The organism is Nonomuraea sp. NPDC052116, from assembly GCF_040680035.1.
In the GTDB taxonomy this organism is placed as follows: domain Bacteria; phylum Actinomycetota; class Actinomycetes; order Streptosporangiales; family Streptosporangiaceae; genus Nonomuraea; species Nonomuraea angiospora_A.
Window position 1 is genome coordinate 309,613 of record NZ_JBFAWA010000003.1, and the last position, 23,328, is coordinate 332,940.

Sequence of the window (23,328 nt, forward strand, 5' to 3'; positions counted from 1 at the left end):
TCACAGGCCGGTCATGCGTTCCAGGTGTTCGGGATAGCGGGCGCCCTGGATGTCGATCTTCGCGGCGGCGTCGTCGATGTGTTCGAGGTCGTCGGTGGTGAGCTCGACGTGGGCGGCGGCGACGTTCTCCGCCAGTCGCTCCGGCCGGCGGGTGCCGGGGATCGGGACGATCCAGGGCTGCTGGGCCAGCAGCCAGGCCAGCGCGATCTGTGCGGGTGTGGCGCCCTTGCGCCGGGCGATGGCGCCCAGGAGATCGACGAGCGCCTGGTTCGCCTTCCTCGCCTCGGCGGCGAAGCGCGGGATGCTCGCGCGGATGTCGGCGCGGTCGAAGGTGGTGGCCGCGTCGACGGTGCCGGTGAGGAATCCTTTGCCGAGCGGGCTGTAGGGGACGAAGCCGATGCCGAGTTCTGCCAGGACCGGCAGGACCTCCTGTTCGGGCCTGCGCCACCACAGGGAGTACTCGCTCTGCACGGCGGTCACGGGCTGGACGGCGTGGGCGCGGCGGATGGTGCCGGCGGCTGCCTCGGACATGCCGAAATGCCGGACCTTGCCGTCCTGGACGAGCTCCTTGACCGCTCCGGCGACGTCCTCGATCGGCACCTGCGGGTCGACGCGGTGCTGGTAGTACAGGTCGATCACGTCGACGCCGAGCCGCTGGAGCGAGCCGTCGACGGCGTGCCGGATGTGCTCGGGCCGGCTGGACAGCCCGGTCTGGCGGCCCTCGGCGTCGAACGCGAATCCGAACTTGGTGGCGATCACGACCTGATCGCGGACGGGGGCCAGGGCTTCGCCGACCAGTCGCTCGTTGCGGAACGGCCCGTAGACCTCGGCGGTGTCGAACAACGTGACGCCGCGCTCCACCGCTGCCCGGATGAGCGCGATCATCTCCTGCCGGCTGCCGGGGTTGGGGCCGTAGCTCTGGCTCATGCCCATGCAGCCGAGGCCGAGCGCCGAGACCTCGAGATCACGGCCGAGAGTGCGCCTGTCCATGGTCAACTCCTTCCTCGATCGTTTCACCGCTGATCATGATCATCTGTCGCATCGCCGTCCGTACGTCCCGTCGTCGCTGTGAGGGCGGGTCCGAGCAGCCGGCTTGCGGCTGCGGCGGCCAGCGTGGCCGCGGCGGCAATGAGCAGGCTGGTACGCAGGCCGTGCAGGAAGCCGGCCGGTTGGGCGAGCAGCGCGCCGAAGACCGCGACGGCCAGGGCACCGCCGACCTGCCGGCTGGTGTTGAACACGCCGCCGGCGACCCCGGCACGGTGGGTTGGGACGGCGTCCAGCAGGGCGGCGGTCATCGGCGGCATCACGAGCGGACCGCTCAGTCCGATCGGGACCATCAGGGCGGCCAGGGCCCAGACCGGGGTCGAGGCGGGCGCGAGGGCGAGGATCGTCAGGCCCGCCGTCATGAGGGCCAGGCCGGTGGTGATGAGTGCCCGCGTGCCGATCCTTTCGGTGATGCGCGCGCTGAAGAGGGTCAGGATGGCGCCGACGAGCATCATCGGGGCGAACGTCGCTCCGGCGGCCAGGGCGGACAGGCCCCGCAACTGCTGGAGGTACAGGCTCATCACGAACGGCAGCCCGTAATAGCCGACGACGAACGCGAAACCGACGACGACGCTGACCGTCGCGGTCCGGGAGGCGAACAGGTCCAGCGGCACCATCGGGTGGGTGCGGAGCGCCTGGGCCGCGAGGAAGGCGGCGAGCGCTACCCCCGCCACCACGAACGCGGCGATCACCCGGGGCTCGGCGAACCCGGCGGCGCCGGCCTCGATCGCGCCGTAGGTCAGCCCGCCCATCGCCAGGACCGCGCTGACCTGGCCCGGCCAGTCGAAGGGGACGCGCCGGTGGGGCGAGCGTTGCGTACGGGCGAGCAGGATCAGGGCCGCCGCGGCGACGGGCAGATTGATGAAGAAGATCAGCCGCCAGCTGAGCATGGTCAGCAGTCCGCCCAGGACGGGGCCGCACGAGGAGGCGACGGCGCCGCCCATCGCCCACACCGCGACCGCCCGTCCCCGCCGGACCGCGTCGGGGTAGGCGTGACCGATCAGCGCCATCGAGGAGGGCATCATCACGGCGGCCGCCGCGCCCTGGACGAGGCGGGCGACCACCAGCGCGCCCAGGTTCGGCGCCAGACCGCAGGCTGCCGAGGCGAGGGCGAAGATCGTCACCCCGATGCCGAAGGCGCGGCGCGCACCGACGCGGTCGGTCAGAGAGCCGGAGGACAGCAGCAGCGCGGCGAACATCAGCGTGTAGCCGTCGACGACCCACTGCAGCCCGGTGATGCCACCGCCGACGTCGTACCGGATCGACGGCAGGGCGACGTTGACGATGACCGCGTCGAGGGTGATGACGAAGAAGCCGAGCACGGCGGCGGCCAGCGCGCGGCCGGCAAAGGCCCGCGGCCGGTCGGCGCCGGCGGCGATGGTCGGGCAGGCGGTGCGCGCGGTGGGCATCAGCGGTGATCTCTTCGCAAGGCGGAGCGGGCAACTGGACGGGCTGCTCAGGGCTGCGGCCACACCGTGACGGGCGAGCCGTACATTGATGGCGGGGCCAAGGCGGGCAGCCGCTCCTCAGGACCTGGGCATCAACCAGGAAACCGCAGGTGGGCGCGGTGAGGGAGTCCCTGTCGTTGCCTGTACTGGCAGAACACCCCACGCCGGGTTTGAACCGGCCGGATGCATCCCGTACGACGACGAGCCCTGCACCGCTCCCGCGACGAACACCCGGCCCCGGACGGCCGCCGCGCTTCTGGGTGCCCGCGTTGTTGAACACCGCGTCCGGCAAGGTCTTCACCGTCGTGTCCACCATGGCGGCGGCAGCACGTACGACCGGCACCAGCCGGAAAAGAGCCGATGAGACAGCCGCAAAGAGTTCCTGCTGTTCCCTGTACTGGCAGAACACCCCACGGCACCGAGATCCGGCCTACCCTGCGAAGACATGGACAACCGCAGTGAGGTTCGCGAGTTCCTGATCTCGCGGCGAGCCAAGATCACCCCGCGGCAGGCCGGGCTGCCCGCCTACGGCGGCCACCGGCGCGTCCCCGGGCTGCGCCGCGAGGAGGTCGCCATGCTCGCCGGCGTCAGCGCCGAATACTACGCCCGCCTGGAGCGAGGCAATCTCAGCGGCGTCTCCGAAAGCGTCCTGGAATCCCTCTCCCGCGCCCTGAAGCTGGACGAAGCCGAACGCGCCCACCTGTTCGACCTGGCCCGAACCGCCAACGCCGGCCCCCGCACCCGCCGTCGCCCCACCCAGCAGCAGATCCGGCCGGGCATCCAGCGCCTCCTGGACTCCATGACCGACGCGGCCGCCTATGTCCGCAACGGACGCCTGGACATCGTGGCCGCCAACCGGCTCGGCCGGGCCCTCTACGCGCCCGTCTTCGACGATCCGGTCCGGCCCGTCAACCTCGCCCGGTTCCGCTTCCTCAACCCCCGCGCCCACGACTTCTACCCCGACTGGGACGAATCCGCCCACACGACCGTGGCCCTGCTGCGTACCGAAGCAGGCCGCGACCCCTACGACCGGGCACTGACCGACCTCGTCGGCGAACTCGCCACCCGCAGCGAGGAGTTCCGCGCCCTGTGGGCCGCCCACAATGTCCGCCTGCACCACACCGGCGTGAAGAACTTCCACCACCCCGTCGTCGGCGACCTCAGCCTCCCCTTCGAAGCCATGCCCCTGCCCGCCGACCCCGGCCTGACCCTCACCGCCTTCAGCGCCGAACCCGGCACCCCGGCCCACGACGCGCTCACCCTCCTCGCCAGCTGGGCCTCCACGCTCGAACAGACCGAACCAGCCCGCGAAAGCGACCAACCCCGCACCACGGACGCCTGACCCGCGCCGACCAAGAACCAGCCCCCACCCGTGGCAGACCCACACCACGGACGACGCCTGACCCGCGCCGACCAAGAACCGGCCCCACCCGTACCCCCGAATGCGCCGCGCCGTTTCCTGCGTATTCCGGCTCACCTCCCTTGGGGCGGTGATCCGAAGTGTTCCGGACAGCCGCGACGGCCGGGCACCGGTCGGCCGCGTGCGTCGGGGATCCGGGCCGGTCCGGTAACGTTTTGCGACGTGGCCCACTACTTCTCCGAACAGCCGAAGGCAGCGAGCAAGCCGGGCTCCGTCGACCTGGTCCTGCCCGATCTGCACCTGCGGCTGGAGACCGACAGCGGCGTGTTCTCGCCGGAACGGGTCGACGTGGGCACGCGCATCCTGCTGGAGACCGTCCCGCCGCCACCGCAGGAGGGCGATCTGCTCGACCTGGGCTGCGGGTACGGGCCGGTCGCGCTGACCATGGCCTCCCGGGCGCCTGAGGCGACCGTGTGGGCCGTCGACGTGAACCGGCGCAGCCTGGAGCTGACCGCCAGGAACGCCCAAGCCGCCGGCCTTTACAAAGTACGGTCAGCACATATCGATGAAGTACCAGATGACGTGAAATTTCGGGCAATCTGGTCTAATCCTGCGATCCGTATTGGGAAGCAGGCCCTGCACGACATGCTCACCAGGTGGCTGACGCGGCTGACTCCCGACGGCGTCGCCTACCTGGTCGTCCAGAAACACCTCGGCTCGGACTCCCTGCAGCGCTGGCTCGGCGAGCAGGGCTGGCACGCCTCCCGCGAGGCCAGCCGGGCCGCCTACCGCATCCTGAAGGTGACCCGATGAGAAGGCAACTGCGCCCCACCGACGTCAAGCGGCTCAACCGCACCTGGCGCAGGAACACCCAGAACCGCCTCGCCATGATCATCGAGTCGGTCACCGGCCCGTTCAACATCGGCTCGATCTTCCGCAGCGCCGCCGCGTTCGGCGTGGACGAGATCTGGCTCGCCGGCAACGCCACCCCGCCGACCAACCCCAAGGCGGGCAAGACCGCGCTCGGCACCGAACGCCTGGTCACCTGGCACGAGCCGATCCTGGCCACCGAGGCGGTCAAGGCCGCCAAGGCGGGGGGCTACACCGTGCACGCCATCGAGCTGACCGCCGAGGCCGTGCCGCTGCACCGCGCCGACCTGGGCCGCGACGTGTGCCTGGTGGTCGGCAGCGAGGACCACGGCTGCTCCCCCGCGCTGCTCGAGGCCGTGGACGGCGTCTGCTACATCCCGCAGGTCGGGCGGGTCGGGTCGTTCAACGTGGCGGTGGCCGCCGCCATCGCGCTGTCCGAGGCTCGCCGCCAAGAGTGGGAGAATCTCCTCGAACCGTAACCGAACCGTTCACCCACGGAAGGCATACTCAGGACGTGCTGAGCCGTCGATTCGCCTTTCTCGACCATCCGGGCCCGCTGGCCTTCGCACATCGCGGAGGCGCCGCCGAGGGCGCGGAAAACTCCATCGCGGCCTTCGAACGGGCGGTCGGGCTCGGCTACACCTATCTGGAGACCGACGCGCACGCCACGTCCGACGGCGTGCTGCTCGCCTTCCACGACCACACGCTCGACCGGGTGACCGACCAGCGGGGCCGCATCTCGGAGCTGCCCTACCGGGCGGTCAGGCAGGCCCGCATCGGCGGGGTTCACGAGATCCCGCTGCTGGAGGACCTGCTGGGCACCTGGCCCGAGGTCCGCTTCAACATCGACGTCAAGGAGGCCGCCGCCATCGCGCCGCTGGCCGAGGCGATCCGGCGTACCAACTCCTATGACCGCATCTGCCTGACCTCCTTCTCCGACGAGCGGCTGACGCTGGCCAGGGCGGCGATGGGCAGGGAGGTCTGCTCGGCGCTCGGCCCGCGCGGCGTCGCCGCGCTGCGCGCCGCCGCGTCCACCTCCGGCTACGGCCGCCTGCTGGCCCGCCTGTCACGCGCCGGCGTCCCGTGCGCGCAGGTGCCGGTGGGCTTCCGCGGGCTGCGGGTGACCACCCGGAGTCTGGTACGTACGGCGCACGCCATCGGCATGCAGGTGCACGTGTGGACCGTCAACGACCCCGTACGCATGGAACACCTGCTCGACCTGGGCGTGGACGGCCTCATGACCGACAACGTCTCCGGTCTGCGTACCGTCCTGGAGCGCCGCGGCCAATGGCATCCCGGCAGTTTGGCCGCGTGACCCGGCCGGACGGCCCGGGCTCCGCGGCACGAGCGAGCATCCAGAGCACGGCGTACCAGCCCAAAGAAGCCAAGAAAGCCCCATAAGCCTGCAGGCCGGGCCGCCCGGCCGCATAGGAGCGACTCGACACCATGCCCGTACCCGCACCCCCCGCGGCCCTCGACGACTCCCCCGCAGCCCGCAGGCGCGAGCAGCGCGGCTGGTACTTCTACGACTGGGCCAACTCCGCCTTCTACACCACGATCATCTCGGTCTTCCTCGGCCCGTACCTCATCCCGGTCGCCAAGACCGCGGCCTGCGCCAAGGACTTCCCGAACATCGTCTCCGGCACGTGCGTGGCCGACTTCGACAAGCTGGTCGACAGCAACCCGGGCCTGGGGTACGTCGACGTGCTCGGCGCCGACATCAGGCCGGCCGCGTTCTTCGCGCTGACGCTGACGATCGCGGTGTTCCTGCAGATCGTGGTGCTGCCCGTGGTGGGCGCGCTGGCCGACCACACCGGGCGCAAGCGGGAGCTGCTCGGCGGCTTCGCCTACGTCGGGGCGCTGGCCACGATGGCCCTGTACTTCGTCGAGGGCGACCGCTACATGCTGGGCGGGGTGCTGTTCATCCTGGCCAACCTCGCCTATGGCTCCTCGGTCGTGGTCTACGACTCGTTCCTGCCGCAGATCTCCACCCCGGCCGAGCGCGACAGGGTGTCCTCGCGCGGCTGGGCCATCGGCTATCTGGGCGGCGGCCTGCTGCTGGCTCTCAACCTCGTCCTCTACACCCAGCATGAGGCCCTGGGGGTTGCCGAGGGCATGGCGGTGCGCATCAGCATGATGTCGGCCGGCCTGTGGTGGGCGATCTTCACGATCATCCCGCTGCTGCGGCTGCGCAACCGTCCCGTGCCCGCCCACGAGACCACGGCGCTGCGCTCGGTCGGCGGCAGCTTCCGCCAGCTCGGCCGCACCCTGGCCGAGCTGCGCCGCTATCCGCTGACGCTGCTGTTCCTGGTGGCGTACCTGATCTACAACGACGGCGTGCAGACGGTGATCGGCAACAGCGCGGCCTTCGCCTCCGAGGCCCTCAAGCTCGACAAGACGGTGCAGATCACGGCCATCCTGATGGTGCAGTTCGTGGCGTTCTTCGGCGCGCTGCTGCTGGGCCGGCTGGCCCGCAGCATCGGCACCAAGCGCGCGGTGCTGGCCAGCCTGGTGCTGTGGACGGCGATCGTGGTGGCGGCGCTGTTCGTCCAGGAGGGGCAGGAGCTGCAGTTCTACCTGATGGCGTTCGCGATCGCGATCGTGCTGGGGGGCACGCAGGCGCTGTCGCGCTCGCTGTTCTCGCAGGTGATCCCGAAGGGGCGGGAGGCCGAGTACTTCAGCCTGCTGCAGATCAGCGACAAGGGCTCGGCGTTCATCGGCTCCTTGACGGTCACGATCGCGCTCAATCTGAGCAACAGCTACCGGATCGCCATCGTCTCCATGATCATCTTCTTTATCATCGGCTTCGTCCTCCTGGCCCTGACCAACCTCCCCAGAGCGATCCGCCAAGCCGGAAACGAGGTCCCCGACCGCATCTGACCCATCCCCCGGGCAAACCCTTCGCGCCCGCTCGCTGAGAGTTCAGTCGCTTGGGTTGTGTGGTGGATCGGGGCTGGAGTCAGGCAGGGGTTCAGAGCTCGGGTCGGCCGGAGCGTCGGGGCGCGGGCCGAGCTTGTGGGCGATCCAGAAGGCCGTCCCTGCGAGGGCGGCCGTGCCCACGATGGCGAACAGCACCCACCACCCCCGATGAGCGTTGCCATACGAGTCGCCGGTGGTGCGCCCGGCATCGGAACCCGGCACGCCTGTACCATCCGGCGTGCCAGTACCGCCTGGCGCGCCCGTACCGCGCGGCTGGGATCCGCCCGGGGGCAACCAGCCTCCGTCGCCAGGTGAGGCTGGTGAGCCGCCGGTATCGGGCAGAACGGACGAGCCGCCGTCGCCGGGGCGAGTCGCCGCGTCGTCAACATCGTGCGAGGGCGGCCATCCCTCGGCTCCATCGAGGGACGACCAGCTTCCATGGCCCTCAAGCGGCCCCCAAGCCCCGCCGTCCGACGACCAGCCCCCGCCGTCCGACGACCAGCCCATGCCGTCTGACGACCAGCCCATGCCGACAGGCAGCGAGCCTCCCCCACCAGGCGACCAGCCTGCGGCACCAGCCGGCGAGCCTGTGCCGGGCTGCGCGGTCGAGCTGTCGGAGTGGCCAGGTCCTTGGGGAAGCATGGCGGCGTCTCGAGACGGCGAGTCCACGCCGGAGGGCGGCACCCCGTGGGACGGCGTCTGTGAGCCGCCGGCGCCGCGTTGCGCGGGCCCGCTCCCGCCTTTCCAGGTCGGTGAAGTGGCGCCAGCTGACGCCTGTGATTCCGGTCCGCCTCGGGGGTGTAAATCCGACCCGCCTCGCGCCAGTGAGCGTCCGTCGCGCTTCTGCGGCTCTCCGCCGGCACGCGGTGGTGACGGACCTGCGATGCCCCGGAAGGTGCGTGTCCCGTCATCGGTGCCCGAGGGCCCGGGGCCGTGCGAGGCACTCTGCCCTTCGCCGCCCCCCAACCCGCTGGAGGCGGACGGTTGCGCCTCCGCCCCACCCTGTGATCGTCCGTCGTCCGAGCGAGGCTGCGAGCCCTTGCCTGGTCTTGAGCTCCCGCCTGATCCGGCGCCTGGGCGGTCCCTCTCCGGACCCGTGCGCGCCGCTTTGCCGTCCCCATCGTCGCTCTCCCCGTCATCGTCATCGCCCCCGTCGCCATCCGCGGAGGCGGCGGCGGCCTGGACCGTGCCGAGCGGCGTCGCCGCCAGGGCCTCCCGCCGTCCTGGTAGCGCCGCCGTGGTGCCCAGGACGAGCGCGATGGTGACGGCCAGCAGGAGCCATCGTGGTCCCCGTCTCATCGGCGTCTCCCGTCGGTAGGTCCCGTACGCTGCCGGTTCTCAGCCTGCGGGCCTACGATGGCGCCTTCGTTAGCGGCGGATGAGAGATCTCTCATCGACAGGCGGACGCCCGCTCCTGGAAGCCGTCCAAGGCGGCACACCAGTCACGGCAGTCCGGGCGGCTCTGATCGCTACAGCCAGGGGCTGGCGCAGGCATGGCGGTGCGGCCAGTGATCTGGTCACGGCACCCCGGGACGCCTTCCGGGTGCAACGGAGCGGCCGACGTCCTCGTCACGACGTTCGGGGGCTCAGGCCGGTCACGGCGGTGCAGTGGGGAGCTCGCCGCAGCGGACGGCGGCATGCCCGGTCACCACAGTACGGCCGGTGGGATGGTCACGGCAGACGGCGGCGTGCCCGATCACCACAGTACGGCCGGTGGATGGTCACGGCGGACGACGGCGTGCCTGGTCATGACGGTGCTGCGAGGAGCATGGTGCCGGGGCCCTGGGCCGCTCCAGGGCCGCGTACGGCTGAGACCGTGTCCGCGGTGGCCTCGCCACCGCAGTGTGGGCAGGTGACGACGGGGGTGAAGCGCTCGCCGCAGGAGTGCACCAGGAGCGCGGGCGGGCCGCCCGGGGGCGTGGACCAGCGGTCGCCCCAAGCCATCAACGTCAGCAGGGCCGGCACGATGTCGCGGCCCGCCTCGGTGAGAACGTACTCGTGGCGCACAGGACGCTCCTGGTACGGCCGCTTCTCCACCACGCCGGCCGCCACCAGATGCTCCAGGCGGCGGGTCAGGAGGTTGCGCGAGATGCCCAGGTCCTCCGCCAGGTCGTCGAACCTGCGCAGGCCCAGGAACAGGTCACGCAGGATCAGCGGTGTCCACGGCTCGGCGACCACGCCGACGGCCTGGGCGATGGAGCAGTGCATCTCACCGAACCTGTTCATGGACCCAGGATAGTGGGTTGATAAAGTGAACCCATGACAGTTCACATTCAGGACTCACCCGCTGCCGCCTACCGCCGGGCCGGCGAGGCACACGACGTCGATGCTCTCGTCGCCACGCTGGCCGACGACGTGGTCTTCCGCTCGCCGCTCAGTGCCAATGCCGCCTTTCAGGGCAAGGAGCAGGTACGGGAGCTGTTCTCGGTCGTGTTCGGCGTGCTGTCGGACCTGCGCTATCAGAGGGACATCGGCGACGAACGTACGCGGGCCCTGACCGCGACCGCCCGGCTGGGACGCCAGGAGATTCACGAGGCGGCGCTGGTCGAGGTGGGCGAGGACGGGCTGATCAAAGAGATCACCATGTGGATCCGGCCCCTGCCGGGGCTGACGGCGATGATGGCCGCGCTCGGCCCCGGCATGGCGCGCACCACCGGCAAGCCGGGCCTCCCCTGGCTTGTTGCCGCCGCCGTCAAGCCGCTGGCTGTGATGACCCGCTTCGGCGACAAGACCCTGGTCCCGCTCCTGACCCGCAGGCGTCCCCGCTAGAGCCCAACAAGGGCGCCCGTCTCGTGCCCGCTCCGCCCCGGGGCGGCCTCGTCCCACGCCACCCGCCCCACGCCGACCTGCCTTGTCCGTGCCCTCCGATGGCGGGCACCCGCGGGAGGGCGGAATGTACCTGTCCCACCCCGCCTCGCCCGGGCCGGCCCACGTTGCCCGTCCCAGGCCGACCTGCCTTGCCCACACCACCGACAGCGGGCGCACGCGGGAAGGGCGGGAAGGTCGCCTGTCCCACCCACCCCGCCCGGTTCCGCCCGGTCCCAGGCCAACCTTCCTTGCCTGCGCCACCGATGGCGGGCACCCGAGCGAGGACGGGGATGTCACCTGCCCCACCCGCCCCGCCCGGTCCCACGCCGCCTGCCCCACCCCGCCATGCCCAGTTCCACCCCGCCCGGTCCCTCGCTTCCCGTCCCAGGCCAACTCGCCTTGCCCGCGCCCACCGATGGCGGACGCCCGCGGGAGGGGCCGGAATGTCGCTTGCCCCGCCCGCTCCGCCCCCGCGCCCCGCCCGGCCTGCCCGGAGGATGGTCGCGCTCGCTGGGTTCAGGAAGCCCGGTCAAGCCGTATGAGAGCCCACGATCCGCCACGTCACGCACCGGCCTGGAGGTTCACTGATCCGAAGAGAGAGCAGTGCTCTTGACAGTGCTTCCCTGAAGCGAGAGCATTGCTCTCACTAAAGAGCAACGCCCTCTTCAAGGAGCACTGATGGCCTCCAGGCTCACCTCTCTGGCCTTCGCCGCCGCCGGCATCCTTTTCCTCGCTTATCCCGCGATCCGCCCTTCCGGCGACGACGCCACGGCCATGGCCTCCACGGCGTGGGTCGCCGGGCACGCGGCCGCCATGCTCGGTTTCGTGCTGCTCGGTCTGGCCGTGCTCGGGCTGCACCAGGTGCTCGGCGACCGCCTCTCCCTGCGTGCCACCGCTGTGACCTGGGTGGGTGCGGGACTGACGCTCCCGTACTACGGCGCCGAGGACTTCGGCCTGAACGTGATCGCCCGGCGCTCCCTCCACGACCAGGCGCCCGCGCTGATGGAACTGGCCGAGGAGTTCAGGTACGGGCCCGTCGCGATCACCATGTTCGCCGTGGGGCTCGTTGTTCTGGCCGTCGGCGCGGTGATGGCGGCGATCGCCGTCTGGCGGTCCGGAACGCTGCCCAAGTGGAGCGGGACGGCTCTGGCGCTGGGGTTCGTACTGTTCATCCCGCAGTTCTTCGGCCCGTACCCGCTGCGGATCGCGCACGGCGCACTGATCATGATTGGCGGGCTCTGGCTGGCGGGGGCCCTGGTCAGGGCCGGAACGCGGGCCCGATCGGCGACTGTGTGAAGAACCGACGCCCCAAGCGCGATTGGATCACCCCGCAGGTGGGAATCCCATCACGGTACCAAGCGTTAGACACCGTGGGAGACAGACCCCCCACGCAAGGGGGCCCTGTAGGAGGCATTTAGACATGGGCGAGCGCGCGCTTCGTGGCACCCGGCTCGGGGCAACCAGCTACGAGAACGACCGTAACACGGATCTGGCCCCGCGCCAGGAGGTGTCCTACACCTGTCCTAAGGGCCATCGCTTCGAGGTTCCGCTTGCAGCCGAGGCTGAGATCCCCGCGACGTGGGAGTGCCGCATGTGCGGCGCGACCGCGGTGCGGGTGGACGGCGAGCAGCCGGAGTCCAAGAAGGTCAAGCCCCCGCGGACACACTGGGACATGCTCCTGGAGCGGCGGTCGATCGAAGATCTTGAGGAGGTGCTCAACGAGCGGCTCGCGGTTCTGCGGGCCCAGCGTCGTAAGAGCGCCTGACCTCCTCTCACGGTGAAACCCCCGGGCTACCCGCCCGGGGGTTTCTTCATGACCGCAGCACGAGATGCCCACACCACGAAGGTGGTGCCAGGTCAGGTCAGGACAGCAGGGCCTGGGGGCCGAGTCCTTGAGGGTGGCATTTGCCCGCCGCAGTTGCCGGAGTGCCGGCGGGTGGCGGAGTTGCGGCAGCGCGAGCGGTTTTCCCTGTTTCGCCGCCTGAGGAGTAGGCCGGGCTCGGAGCGGCGGACGAGCCGCTCCGGGGCCTTCTCGCGCAGGCGTTCCGCGACGGAGATCTCATCGGAGGGGTCCAGGCCTTAGGCCTTGCCCGCCTCGGCGTGTTCGCGGACGCGGCCCAGGTGGCTGGTGCCGATGCCCCATGCGCGATCAGAGCGAGCGTGTAGGGCTCCCCCAGGAACAGCCGGCCGGTGTGTAGACGCCGATCGCGCTGGGGCCGTGCTCGTCGAGGAGCCGCCGGCGGTGGGTGCATCACGGGGGCCCAGTTCGGTCTCGACCAGCCGCCCGTTCTCGCGGATGAGGGGGCGTACGAGCCGGTCGGGCGCGTTGACGGCCTGTCAGCCGCACAAGTCCCTCGGCCCGAGGCGGCCGTGGTTGACGCAATCCGGCGTGCACGGGCGCACCCCGACGCGATCCGGCGCACGCCCGCGCACCCCAGCGCGATCTAGCGCGATCTAGCGCCCGCGCACCCCGACGACACGCCCGTCCTGGACCGCGAGGTCCAGGACGTCACCGTTGCCATGTAGGATCGTCACGCTCCGCGCCCGGCGCTCCCCGTCCTGCGCGCCCAGCCCACTCTCGAGAAAGGAGCCGACGCGGACCGGCCAGGGCTCTCCCGGCCCGTACGGCATGCGCGCCCCGGGAGCCGATAGATCCCGAACGCACACCCCCCACCGGGACGATCAGTCGCGGTCCTCGCGGATGACCTCGCCGTGCACCACCCGGCCGCCGTCCGGCACCCTCACGTCCTGATGGGGCGGGAAGAGGTTCGCATACGGGGAGCTCGCGGCCAGCCGCTTGACCCGGCGGTCGAAGAACCAGGCGCCCAGGCGGCGCATCAGAGGCCGCGTGAACGGCAGGATGCACAGGAACCCGAAGACGTCGGTGAAGAAGCCCGGCGTCAGCAGCAGCGCGCCGCCCACCAGGACCAGGCCGCCGTCGGCGAGCTCGCGCTCGGGCATCCGGCCGGACCCGATCGCCTCCTGGAGCGCCCGCCAGGCCCTGCGGCCCTCGCGGCGTACCAGCCAGGCGCCGAGCACGCTGTCGGCGATGAGCAGGGCCACGGTGGCGGGCCCGCCGATCACCGAACCCACCTGGATGAGCAGCCAGATCTCCAGGACGGGGACGACCAGGAAGGCCAGGAAGAGCAGCAGCCGCATCGTTTCCTCGATTCCGCACCAGCGCGTTACACCAGGAACAACGGCCGACGGCCCCAAAGCGTTCCAGGCTGTCAGCGCGCCCTGGGCACCGAGTCGAGCAGCAGCCTGGTGTAGGGATGCTCGGGCTCCGCCAGCACCCTCGCGACGGGCCCCCGCTCGACGACCACCCCTCTGTGCAGCACCAGCGTGTCCTCGCACAGGTGGCGTACGACGGCCAGGTCGTGGCTGACGAACAGCAGCGCGACGCCGGATTCGGCGCGCACCCGGTTGAGCAGTTCGAGGATCTGCGCCTGGATGGAGACGTCCAGCGCGGCCACGGCCTCGTCGAGCACGAGCACCGACGGTTCCACGGCCAGCGCCCTGGCGATGGCCAGGCGCTGCCGCTGCCCGCCGCTGAGCTGGTGGGGCCGGGCCCCGGCCTCGCGGGTGCCCAGCCCGACCTGGTCGAGCAGCTCGGGGACGCGCGAGCGGTCCCCGCCGTGCAGCCTGAGCGCCACCTGCAGACACTCGGCGGCGGTGAGCCGCGGGTCGAGCGACAGGTAGGGGTCCTGGAACACCATCTGGATCTCGCGGGCCCGCCGGAGCCGCGCCGCCCGGCCGCGTTCCCTGGCCGAGCGCGCCCGCCCGTCCACGGTGATCGTGCCGGAGTCGGGGGTGACGAGGCCGACGAGCATGCGCGCGATCGTCGTCTTCCCCGACCCGGACTCCCCGACCAGGCCCAGCGAGCCGCCCGGCGGCAGCTCGAAGGACACCTGGTCGGCGGCCACCGAGCCGTGGAAGGACTTGCACAGATCGTGTACGCCGAGCATCACGCCTCCAGCAGTCGGCAGGCGGCGGAGCCGCCGGACACGGTCACGGGCCGCGGCGACCACTCCTCGCAGGCGTCCGCGGCCCGCGGGCACCGCGGCGCGAACGGGCAGCCGGCGAACGTGTCGTCCAGCGAGGGCGGGCGGCCGGGGATGGGCCGGAGGGGACGGGGATCGTCCAGCTCCGGCGTGCAGGCCAGCAACCCGGCCGTGTACGGGTGCCGGGGGTCCTCGAACAGCTCCTTGGCCGGTCGCGACTCGACCACCGTGCCCGCGTACAGCACGTGCACCCGGTCGCAGAAGGACGCGGCGAGGTGCAGGTCGTGGGTGATGAACAGCATGCCGAGCTCCCGCTCCGCCTGGATCTCGCGCAGCAGGGCGAGCGTCTCGGCCTGGGTGGTGACGTCGAGCGCGCTCGTCGCCTCGTCGGCCAGCAGCAGCGCGGGGTCGGCGGCCAGCGCGGCGGCGACGACCACCCGTTGCAGCATGCCGCCGGACAACTCGTGCGGGTACTGCCGCATGCGCAGCTCGGGATCGCGCAGGCCGACGGCGGCCAGCAGCTCCACCGCCCGGGCGCGCGCCTCGGCCTTGGGGCGGCCCAGCGTGTGCACCATGCGCTCGGTCAGGAAGTCGCCGACCCGGCGGACCGGGTTGAGCGAGGAGCGCGGGTCCTGGTAGATCATCGACACCTGCGAGGCCCGCAGGTCCCTGAGCCGGCCCGGGTCCATCGCGAGCACGTCCTCGCCCGAGACCAGCACCCTGCCGGAGGCCGCCGCCCCGGCGGGCAGCAGCCGCAGCACCGCCCGGGCCAGCGTGGACTTGCCCGACCCCGACTCGCCGACCAGGCCCACGATCTCGCCCTTGCCGACGGCCAGCGACACCTCGCGCAGGATCGGCCGCCGGCCGCCCGCCGCGATCGTCAACTCCTCCACGGAGAGCAGCATCAGGTCCCCCTCACGCCCATGCGGTCGGCCAGGCGTACGCCGATCACGTTGAACGACACGACCACCAGCGCGATGGCCGCGCCCGGCACCAGCACCGGCAGGAACGCGCCCTGCACGATCGCCGGTTGCCCTTCCTTGACCATGAGCCCCCAGTCGGACGACGGCGGCTGCGCCCCGAACCCGAGGAAGCTCAGCGTGGCCAGGCTCATCAGCCCCTCGCCGAACAGCACGACCAGGTAGCCCACGATCGAGCGCGCCATGTTGGGCACCAGGTGCCGCACGCAGATCGCGAACCCGCCCATGCCCTGGACCCGGTAGGCGTCGATGTACGGCTTGCCGCACTCGCCCAGCGCCACGCTCCTGGTGTAGCGGGCGATCGTCGGCGTGTAGGCCAGCCCGAGCGCGACCACGGCCGTGGTCATCCCGTTGCCGAACACCGCGACGACCAGCACCACGAACAGCAGCCCGGGGAAGGCGTACATGACGTCGGTCAGCCTGGACACGACGGCGTCCACCCAGCCGCGGTGCCAGGCGGCCAGCGTGCCGAGCGCGACGCCGAGCACGGAGGCGATGGCCAGCAGCGCCAGGGGGCCGATCAGGGAGGTGCGGGCGCCGTACAGGACCCTGGTGAACAGGTCGCGGCCCGACTGGTCGGCGCCGAGCAGGTGCTCGGGCGACATCGGCGCGAGCGTGGCGGCGAAGTCGACCCCGTCCGGCTCGTACGGGGCCACCAGCGGCGCGCACACCGCCGCCACCACGACCAGCACCAGGAAGGCGCCGGCCAGCCGGTAGCCGAGCGGTCGGGCGGCCTTCGGAGAGAGTGTGGCGACCATCGTGGTCATGCGGGCCTCCGCACCCTGGGGTCGATCAGCGGCTGGGCGAGATCGACGAGCGTGGTCACGAGGATGTACGCGCTCACCATGAGCAGCATCACCGCCTGCGTCACCGGGAAGTCGTGCGTGTTGATCGCGTTGACCAGCAGCGAGCCGACGCCGTTGAGCCCGAACGCGGTCTCCACGGTCACCGTGCCCGCCAGCATGCCCGCCGTGACCAGCCCGCACATGGTCACGATCGGCCCCAGCGCGCCCCTGAGCACGTGTCTGACCACGATCAGCCGCTCGGACAGCCCGGACGCGCGGGCCACGGTCACGTGGTCGAGCTCGCGCTGCTCCACCATGGACTGCCGGGTCACCCGGCTGATGATGGCCAGCGCGCCGAGCGCCAGCGTCACGGCGGGCAGCGTCAGGTGCCACAGCGACCGGCCGCCCATGACGGGGAACCAGCCGAGCTGCACGCCGAACAGCGAGATCAGCGCCGTGGCCACCACGAAGGGCGGCACCGAGGTGGCGAACGTCGTGCCCGCCACCACCGCCGAGTCGGTGCGCCCGCCGCGCACCGCGGCCAGCACCCCGAGCGCGACCCCGAACACCACGAACAGCACCGCGGCGTACGCCACCAGCCCGAGCGTGCTCGGCAGCCGCGCCATCAGCAGGTCGAAGACCTGGTCGTTGTACTGGGTCGAACGCCCGAGGTCGCCGGTGGCCGCGTCGCCGAGCCATCGTGCGTACTGCACCAGGAACGGGTCGTCCAGGTGGTATTCGGCCCGGACGGCGGCCAGGTATTCGGGCGTGAGGTTCTCCTTGCCGCCCGCCAGGAACGTGACCGGGTCGCCGGGCGCCGCGTAGGACGCCCCGAAGATCACGAACGAGGTGGCGAGCAGCGTGACGAGCAGCCCGGCCAGCTTGCGCACCATGGACTCAGCCCTTGGCCCCGAGGTCGGCCGCCCACGGGTAGCCCATGTTCACCTGCGAGGCCGGGGGCCCGGTCACCTTGCTGCCGAGCACGACCGCGTTGGGCACCTCGACCAGCGAGATCCACACCATGTCGGCGGTGAAGCGGCGCTGCAGCTCGATGACGTCCTTGGCGCGGGCCGCGTCGTCGGTGGCGCTCAGCGCCTTGGCGACGAGCTCGTCGTACTCGGGCGAGCTGAACTTGACCCAGTTGTTCGCCGAGCCGGTCAGGCCGTTGTCGTAGAAGCCGATCGGGTCGGACTTGGTGATGTACCAGTCGTCGGGCACCAGGTCCACCTGCGCGCGCAGCGACTCGTCGGTGTAGAAGCTGCCGAACTCCGAGGCGGGGACGGTCTTGATCTGCGCGGTCAGCCCGATCTTCTTCGCCGCGTCGACCACCGCGTTGGCGATCACCGTACGGGACTGCTCGCCGTTGGTCGCCACGATGATCGGCTCCTTCGGCGCCCCGGCCTCCTGTACGAGCTTCTTGGCCTCCTCCAGCCGCGGCGACTCCGGCGCCCCCTGCAGCTGGTCGTAGGCCGCCTGGAACGCCTCCTTCTCGTAGGACCACGCCCCCGCCCCGACCGGCACCTTCCACGGCCTGGCCAGCCCCGCGAACCCGGACTTGGCGATGCCCGCCCGGTCCACCGCCAGCGACAGCGCCCGCCGGATCCGCGCGTCCTTCATCACGCCGCGGTCGGTCGGCAGCAGCACGTACACGCGCGTGGTCGCGCCGTAGGCCACGCTCACCGCCTGGTTGCTCTGCAGCGCCACCGCGGGCCCGGTGTCCGACAGGTACGCCCCCTGCGCCGCCCCCGTGACCAGGCTGTTGACCAGCGCCGTGTCCTCGGCCCACTGGAAGGTGACGCTCTTGGTGAGCGGCTTGACGTCCTTGTTCCAGTACGCGTCATAGCGCTCGATCGTCAACTGGCTGCCGGACTTCCACTCCTTGAGCCGGTAGGGCCCGCTGCAGGCGTCTTCGTGCCCGGGTGTGCCGAAGTCCTTGCCGAGCTCGTCCACGACCTTCTGGTTCAGGACGATGCCCGCGCCGCCCGCGAGGGCCTGCACGAACAGCGCGTTGGGCCGCTTGAACGCGATCGTGACCTCGTGGTCGCCGGTCTTGGTGACCGACTGCACGTCCTCGAATTCGTCGGACTCGTCCTTGCCGTCACTCGAGTGCCGCTTGAGGCTCCACACGACGTCGTCGGCGGTGACCGGCGAGCCGTCGTGGAACGTGGTGTCCTGGCGCAGCGTGAGGACCATGGTCTTGGGGTCGGGTTGCTCGGCCTTCTCGGCCAGCCACGGCTTGACCGTCATGTCGGGCTGGGTCTGCATGAGGCGCTCGCAGACGTTGGCCATGACCGTGCGGTTGTCGGTGCCGCCGTCGAGGTCGAGGTCGAGGGTGCCGGGCTCCTGGCCGAGCAGCCAGACGGCGTTGTCGAGCGGGCCTGCCGCCTTCGGCGTGCGGTCGACCAGCGTGAGCGTGGCCGGGTCGGGCGCCTTGGTGGTGGCCGCGGGGCCGCCGCAGGCCGCGGTGAGAGCGGCGAGCCCGAGCAGGGCGAGGGTCTTCTTCACGGGGTCACTTCTCCATGCGGTCCGTCGTAGAGGTTCCAGGGCACGCGCTCGTACTCGTGGTCACAGGGCGTGCCGGCCGCGATCAGGTAGTCGCCCGTGGTGAGGTCGACGCAGCTCGACAGCAGGGTCGCCCACCGTTTGACGGCGGGCTGGGTCTCGTCGGGGTGGGTGCAGAGGGACTCGGGGTAGCCCAGGTGGTCGGACATGGCGAGCCTGATGCGCTTGCGGGCCTCGTCGGTGCCGGACGCCTCGGCCACGGCACGCAGCCCGCCCTCGGCCCTGGGCACCCGGAACAGCGAGTCGGCCGAGCCGGGCCGGTAGGTCGCGGCCAGCTGCGGCGGCACGAACGCCTGGTAGTGGTTGCCGTGCACGAGCAGCCCGTCGGTCGGGTACATCCAGCCGATCGCGCCCGGGGTCGTCTCCAGATCGATGGCGAACCCGTCGCGATGGGTGACCAGCGCGTTGCTGGCGATGTGGGCCCGCGACTTGGTCAGCGCCTCCAGCGCCGAGTTGAGGTTGCCGCTGTCGAGCACCTTGCGCCTGATCAGCGTCTGCGGCACGCCCACCGAGTCGTCGAAGCGGCCGCCGAGCCCGTTGGCGTTGAGCGCGATGCCCGCCGAGTTGGCCCCCTGCCGCCCGACCTGCCCCGCCTCCACGTGCATGATGACCGTCGGCCGGCCGGGCTGCACCACTCTGAGCACCATCACCGTGTCGGAGACGCCGTCGCGCCAGTCCCAGTTCTGGCCCGCGTAGACGTGGCCGTCGCCGGAGGCCTGCGGCATCAGCGCGAACGACGTGCACCCGTCGGGCTCCATGGAGCCGAACGTGGTGTCGTAGATGATCTCGCCGCGGGCGTTGAGCGCCAGGATGTCGAGGAAGCCGACGCCGGCGCCCTCGGCGATGCCCTCCATCTCCTCGACCAGCTCCGGCGCGAACTCCTTGCTGGGCTCGACCCAGCGCGCCGCACGCGCGCCGACCTGCTCCCACGACAGGCCGCTGGAGTGCGCGAACGCCTCGGCGTAGTAGGCCAGCGCGCGGTGCACGCGGTCGCGGGCCTGCTCGCCGTACTGGCGCCCGCGCTCGCGCGGAGCGCCGGAGATCTCGACGAGGGGCAGGGATGTGAGGCTCAATGGTGCTCCTTGGACCGGCCGGCGTCCTGTAACGTTCATTTCAAGGGACGGCAAGTCTGTAGCGGTCGTTTCCAAAGACAGAGTAATGAGCGCTACACGGGAGTCAAGAGTCGTAATGGAAAATACACACAGCCCGATCGAGCAGCTCAGGGCCATGGTCAGGCAACTGTGGGACGAGCTGTCACCGGCTGAGCGGGCCGTGTGCCACTATTTGATCTCGGCCTCGCCCGAGCAGATCCTCTTCGCCAGCGCCCAGGAGCTGGGCAGCGCGACCGGCACCAGCAACGCCACCGTGGTGCGCACCATGCAGCGGCTGGGCTTCGGCGGCCTGCCCGGGCTCAAGCGGGCGCTGGCGGCCGAGTTCACCTCGTCCGTGGCGCCCGACGTCCGGCTCAAGCGGCGCATCGGCCACGTGGGCCAGGACCTGTCGGCCATCTGGGAGCGGGTCTTCGACGAGGCCCGCGAACGGATCGACCACTGCCGCCGCCTGCTCGACCCCGAGGCGTACAAGAAGGCCGTGGAGCTGCTGGTCAACGCGCCAGGAGTGCTCGTCTACGGCGCCGGCGCGTCCGACCCGGCGGCCCGCCACCTGGCGCTCAAGCTGGGCCGCCGGGGCCACCGCGCCCGCGCCACCTCGGCCACCGGCTTCGCGCTCGCCGACGACCTGCTCTCGCTGGCCCACGACGAGGTGCTCGTCATCTTCCAGCCCGGCCGCCGGCTCAAGGAGATCACCGTGCTGATCGAGCGGGCCCACGCGGTGGGCGCGGGCATCGTGCTGATCTCCGACGAGCTCGGCGGCGAGTTCGCCGAACGCGTGGACGCGGTGCTGGCCGCGCCGCACACCCCCACCGGCATCACCGGCGAGCCCCTGGCCGGCATCCTCGTGGCCGACGCGCTGCTGCTGGCGCTCGACTCGCTCGACGAGCCGCGATCCGTCGAGCACTCCCACCAGCTCAACGCGCTGCGCGAGCAGCTGCTCGGCCCGCGTTTCCGCTAGTGAGGGCCGCCGCTCCGCTAGTGGGGGCCGCGGCGCAGCCGCTTGGGCAGGCCCGTGACGCCCCACAGGCCGATGCGCCACAGCGCCTCGGACATGACCTTGCCGCTCATCTTGCTCTTGCCCACCGTCCGCTCCACGAACGTGATGGGCACCTCCACCACCCGTAGCCCGTTCCTGGACGTGCGTAGCGTGAGGTCGACCTGGAAGCAGTAGCCCTGCGACTCGACGCCGGACAGGCCCACCTTCTCCAGGGTGGCGGCGCGGTAGGCGCGGAACCCGGCGGTCGCGTCGCGCACGGGCAGGCCGAGCATCACCCGGGTGTAGAGGTTGGCGCCCTTGGACAGCAGCTCGCGCCGGTGCGGCCAGTTGACGACCTTGCCGCCGGGCACGTAACGCGACCCGATCGCCAGGTCGGCGCCGTCGGCCAGCGCCTCGAGCAGCTTGGGCAGCTCCTCGGGCTGGTGGGAGCCGTCGGCGTCCATCTCGACCAGGACGTCGTAGCCCTCCCGCAGCCCCCAGCGGAACCCGGCGATGTACGCCGCGCCGAGACCCTGCTTGGTCTCCCGGTGCAGGACGTGGACGTGGTCGTCGCCGTCGGCCAGCCCGTCGGCCACCTCGCCGGTCCCGTCGGGGCTGTTGTCGTCGGCCACGAGCACGTGGACCTCCGGCAGCGCCGCCCGGATCCGCTCCACGATCATGGGCAGGTTGTCGCGCTCGTTGTAGGTCGGTACGACGACGAGCACCCGGCCGAGAGTCTCCATCATCAGTCGTTCCTCATCCGATCGCCTCGCCGCCTGCCCCGCCACGCGGCGACTCCTGCCGCCGCCGCTCCCATCACCATCAATGCCCACTCAGGAACCGCGCCCACCGTGGTGGCGATCGTTTCCTGGGTGCGTACGGGCACCTTGACCACGTTCATGTCCGCGACCAGTTCGCGGGTCTGCCAGGAGACCTTACCGTCAGGTCGGATGTAGGCGGAGATCCCCGTGGTGGCGGCGGCCACGACCGCCCTGTTGTGCTCGACGGCGCGCAGCTTGTACATGGCCAGCTGTTGTGTCGGCAGATTCGACAGCGCGTACGTGGCGTTGTTGGCCTGCATCGCCAGGACCGTGCCCCCGGCGCGCACGGTGCCGCGCACGGTGTCGTCGTAGGCCACCTCGTAGCAGTTGACCGCGCCGATCGTGATCGGGCCCAGCTTCAGGTCGCCCGGCTTGTCCCCCGGGACGGACTGCCGTCCGACCAGGCTCGCCCGCTCCCACAGGGCCAGGACGATCTCCTTGAACGGCGTGTACTCCCCGAACGGGACCAGATGCTGCTTGTCGTAATAAGCGCCGGGGCCGGTCACCGGGTCCCAGACGAGACTGCGGGTGGCGCGGGAGTCCTCGCCGATCGCGACCACGGCTCCGATCAGCGTCGGGACGCCGACGTCGCGGACGGAGTCCTGGATGATCTCGCGGGCGTACGGGTCCCGGTAGGGGTCGATGTCGGTGGAGTTCTCGGGGAGGACGACCGCGTCGGGTTTGGGGAGTTTTCCTTCGCGTACGGCCTGGGCCAGGCGCTTCGTCTCATTGGCATGATTTTTCAGGACAACGGCGGGTTCGTCCCCCAGGAAGCCCATGCCCCTGCCCGGGACGTTCCCCTGGACGATGCCGACGTTGACCGTCCGCCCCTCGTCGCCCGGCCTGGGGAGCGCCAGCGTCAGCACCGGCACGGCCAGCGCCAGGATCGCCGGCACGGCCCTGCGCCACCCGCCCTCGACCTTGGGCCGGACCAGGGCCGCGTAGGCCAGCAGGGCGCCGCACAAGGCCACGGCGAACGACACCAGGGGCGCGCCGCCCAGCGCGGCGTACTGCGTGAACAGCGACTCGCTCTGACTGAACGCCAGCCGCGCCCACGGGAACCCGCCGATGGGCACCTGGCTGCGGGCCCACTCCATGGCCACCCACAGCCCGCCGAACCACAGCGGCCACGCGCGCAGCCTGAACACCAGCGCGGCCAGGGCGGCCATGACGGCGTAGAACACGCTCTCCGTGGCGACCAGCATCAGCCAGACGTCGTCGCCGATGGGCCGCACCCAGGCGAGGGTGGGCAACAGGAACACCAGGGCGATCAGGTAGCCGAGCCAGGCGGCCCTCCTGGGCCGGGTGCCGTAGAGCGACGCGACGATCAGCCCGACGCCGATCGGGGCGGCGGGCCACCAGTTGAGCGACGGGAACGCGGTGTACAACGCCACCCCGCCGACCACACCCGCCACGACGCGGGCCCACAGCACCCGCCCCGGCTCCCGGCTTCCCGGACTCACCGTCTCGGACGCAGCCGGCCCCTTGGACGCGGGTGCGACGTCGGCGGCGGCGGCGGATGGCGCAGCGGGCTCGGGCGCGGAGGCGGTGGGGGATGCGGTGTCAGGCGAAGGCGTCTCTTCGGGCGAGCCTTCGCGGGCAGAGGCGGCGGTGGACGGTGGCGTGGGCTCGGGTCCGG

Annotated in this window: 22 protein-coding genes; 9 read left to right on the forward strand and 13 right to left on the reverse strand. The window is 71.3% G+C overall.

Going from position 1 to position 23,328, the window contains the following annotated elements:
- Together AB0L65_RS07030 and AB0L65_RS07035 are read right to left on the reverse strand one after the other, a co-directional pair.
- Positions 1–990 (reverse strand): aldo/keto reductase, encoded by a 990-nt coding sequence (locus tag AB0L65_RS07030; protein ID WP_364241339.1) that lies wholly within the window; start codon positions 988–990, stop codon positions 1–3.
- A gap of 23 nt (positions 991–1,013) precedes the next feature.
- Positions 1,014–2,453: an MFS transporter gene (locus AB0L65_RS07035; RefSeq protein WP_364241341.1), complete on the reverse strand. Its 1,440-nt coding sequence runs from the start codon at positions 2,451–2,453 to the stop codon at positions 1,014–1,016.
- Between the two features lie 484 nt (positions 2,454–2,937).
- Between AB0L65_RS07035 and AB0L65_RS07040 the strand changes: the two genes are divergently transcribed.
- From AB0L65_RS07040 to AB0L65_RS07060, 5 genes are all read left to right on the forward strand, one after another.
- Entirely contained in the window at positions 2,938–3,834 is an 897-nt protein-coding gene (locus AB0L65_RS07040; RefSeq protein ID WP_363968654.1) for a helix-turn-helix transcriptional regulator, read from the forward strand.
- Positions 3,835–4,074: 240 nt separating this feature from the next.
- The gene (locus AB0L65_RS07045; RefSeq protein ID WP_350734570.1) at positions 4,075–4,665 is read left to right on the forward strand and encodes a methyltransferase; all 591 of its coding nucleotides are present in this window, start codon (positions 4,075–4,077) and stop codon (positions 4,663–4,665) included.
- Positions 4,662–5,201 (forward strand): TrmH family RNA methyltransferase, encoded by a 540-nt coding sequence (locus AB0L65_RS07050; protein WP_350734572.1) that lies wholly within the window; start codon positions 4,662–4,664, stop codon positions 5,199–5,201. The genes AB0L65_RS07045 and AB0L65_RS07050 overlap by 4 nt, the downstream gene beginning before the upstream one ends.
- 38 nt (positions 5,202–5,239) lie before the next feature.
- Positions 5,240–6,037, forward strand: a complete 798-nt coding sequence (locus tag AB0L65_RS07055; RefSeq protein WP_364241828.1) for a glycerophosphodiester phosphodiesterase family protein — start codon at positions 5,240–5,242, stop codon at positions 6,035–6,037.
- A gap of 131 nt (positions 6,038–6,168) precedes the next feature.
- Positions 6,169–7,602: an MFS transporter gene (locus AB0L65_RS07060; protein WP_364241345.1), complete on the forward strand. Its 1,434-nt coding sequence runs from the start codon at positions 6,169–6,171 to the stop codon at positions 7,600–7,602.
- Between the two features lie 42 nt (positions 7,603–7,644).
- Here the strand turns inward: AB0L65_RS07060 and AB0L65_RS07065 are convergent, their stop codons facing one another.
- A complete protein-coding gene (locus AB0L65_RS07065) occupies positions 7,645–7,863 on the reverse strand; it encodes a hypothetical protein (RefSeq protein ID WP_364241348.1) in 219 nt (72 codons plus the stop codon).
- Between the two features lie 1,524 nt (positions 7,864–9,387).
- Complete coding sequence (locus AB0L65_RS07070) at positions 9,388–9,867, reverse strand: winged helix-turn-helix transcriptional regulator (protein ID WP_225963174.1); 480 nt, start codon at positions 9,865–9,867, stop codon at positions 9,388–9,390.
- A gap of 33 nt (positions 9,868–9,900) precedes the next feature.
- On the opposite strand from AB0L65_RS07070, the gene AB0L65_RS07075 reads away from it, so the two are divergent.
- The 3 genes from AB0L65_RS07075 to AB0L65_RS07085 all read left to right on the forward strand — a co-directional run bounded on the left by AB0L65_RS07075 (position 9,901) and on the right by AB0L65_RS07085 (position 12,214).
- Entirely contained in the window at positions 9,901–10,410 is a 510-nt protein-coding gene (locus tag AB0L65_RS07075; RefSeq protein ID WP_364241351.1) for a nuclear transport factor 2 family protein, read from the forward strand.
- Between the two features lie 717 nt (positions 10,411–11,127).
- Positions 11,128–11,745, forward strand: a complete 618-nt coding sequence (locus AB0L65_RS07080; protein ID WP_364241353.1) for a hypothetical protein — start codon at positions 11,128–11,130, stop codon at positions 11,743–11,745.
- Positions 11,746–11,869: 124 nt separating this feature from the next.
- Positions 11,870–12,214, forward strand: coding sequence for an RNA polymerase-binding protein RbpA (locus AB0L65_RS07085; protein WP_185074387.1), 345 nt, complete (start codon positions 11,870–11,872; stop codon positions 12,212–12,214).
- 917 nt (positions 12,215–13,131) lie between these two features.
- Here the strand turns inward: AB0L65_RS07085 and AB0L65_RS07090 are convergent.
- The 7 genes from AB0L65_RS07090 to AB0L65_RS07120 form a co-directional block, all read right to left on the reverse strand.
- Complete coding sequence (locus AB0L65_RS07090; protein WP_364241356.1) at positions 13,132–13,608, reverse strand: FxsA family protein; 477 nt, start codon at positions 13,606–13,608, stop codon at positions 13,132–13,134.
- 71 nt (positions 13,609–13,679) lie between these two features.
- Entirely contained in the window at positions 13,680–14,417 is a 738-nt protein-coding gene (locus tag AB0L65_RS07095) for an ATP-binding cassette domain-containing protein (protein ID WP_350734585.1), read from the reverse strand.
- The gene (locus AB0L65_RS07100) at positions 14,417–15,358 is read right to left on the reverse strand and encodes an ABC transporter ATP-binding protein (protein ID WP_364241359.1); all 942 of its coding nucleotides are present in this window, start codon (positions 15,356–15,358) and stop codon (positions 14,417–14,419) included. The genes AB0L65_RS07095 and AB0L65_RS07100 overlap by 1 nt, the downstream gene beginning before the upstream one ends.
- Positions 15,358–16,200 carry an ABC transporter permease gene (locus AB0L65_RS07105; RefSeq protein WP_364241362.1) on the reverse strand — a complete coding sequence of 281 codons (843 nt, stop codon included), beginning with the start codon at positions 16,198–16,200 and terminating at the stop codon, positions 15,358–15,360. The genes AB0L65_RS07100 and AB0L65_RS07105 overlap by 1 nt, the downstream gene beginning before the upstream one ends.
- Positions 16,197–17,111, reverse strand: coding sequence for an ABC transporter permease (locus tag AB0L65_RS07110; protein ID WP_364241365.1), 915 nt, complete (start codon positions 17,109–17,111; stop codon positions 16,197–16,199). Before AB0L65_RS07110 ends, AB0L65_RS07105 begins: the two co-directional genes overlap by 4 nt.
- 4 nt (positions 17,112–17,115) lie before the next feature.
- Positions 17,116–18,723, reverse strand: a complete 1,608-nt coding sequence (locus tag AB0L65_RS07115; RefSeq protein ID WP_364241368.1) for an ABC transporter substrate-binding protein — start codon at positions 18,721–18,723, stop codon at positions 17,116–17,118.
- Positions 18,720–19,853, reverse strand: coding sequence for a C45 family peptidase (locus AB0L65_RS07120; RefSeq protein WP_364241371.1), 1,134 nt, complete (start codon positions 19,851–19,853; stop codon positions 18,720–18,722). Before AB0L65_RS07120 ends, AB0L65_RS07115 begins: the two co-directional genes overlap by 4 nt.
- Positions 19,854–19,968: 115 nt before the next feature.
- Here AB0L65_RS07120 and AB0L65_RS07125 point away from each other — a divergent pair, with 115 nt between their 5' ends.
- Complete coding sequence (locus tag AB0L65_RS07125) at positions 19,969–20,850, forward strand: MurR/RpiR family transcriptional regulator (protein WP_364241375.1); 882 nt, start codon at positions 19,969–19,971, stop codon at positions 20,848–20,850.
- 17 nt (positions 20,851–20,867) lie between these two features.
- On the opposite strand, the gene AB0L65_RS07130 is transcribed toward AB0L65_RS07125, so the two are convergent.
- Entirely contained in the window at positions 20,868–21,614 is a 747-nt protein-coding gene (locus AB0L65_RS07130; protein ID WP_364241378.1) for a polyprenol monophosphomannose synthase, read from the reverse strand.
- On the reverse strand, positions 21,614–23,152 hold the full coding sequence (gene lnt, locus AB0L65_RS07135; RefSeq protein WP_364241381.1) for an apolipoprotein N-acyltransferase: 1,539 nt from the start codon (positions 23,150–23,152) through the stop codon (positions 21,614–21,616). Before lnt ends, AB0L65_RS07130 begins: the two co-directional genes overlap by 1 nt.
- Positions 23,153–23,328 lie beyond the last annotated feature (176 nt).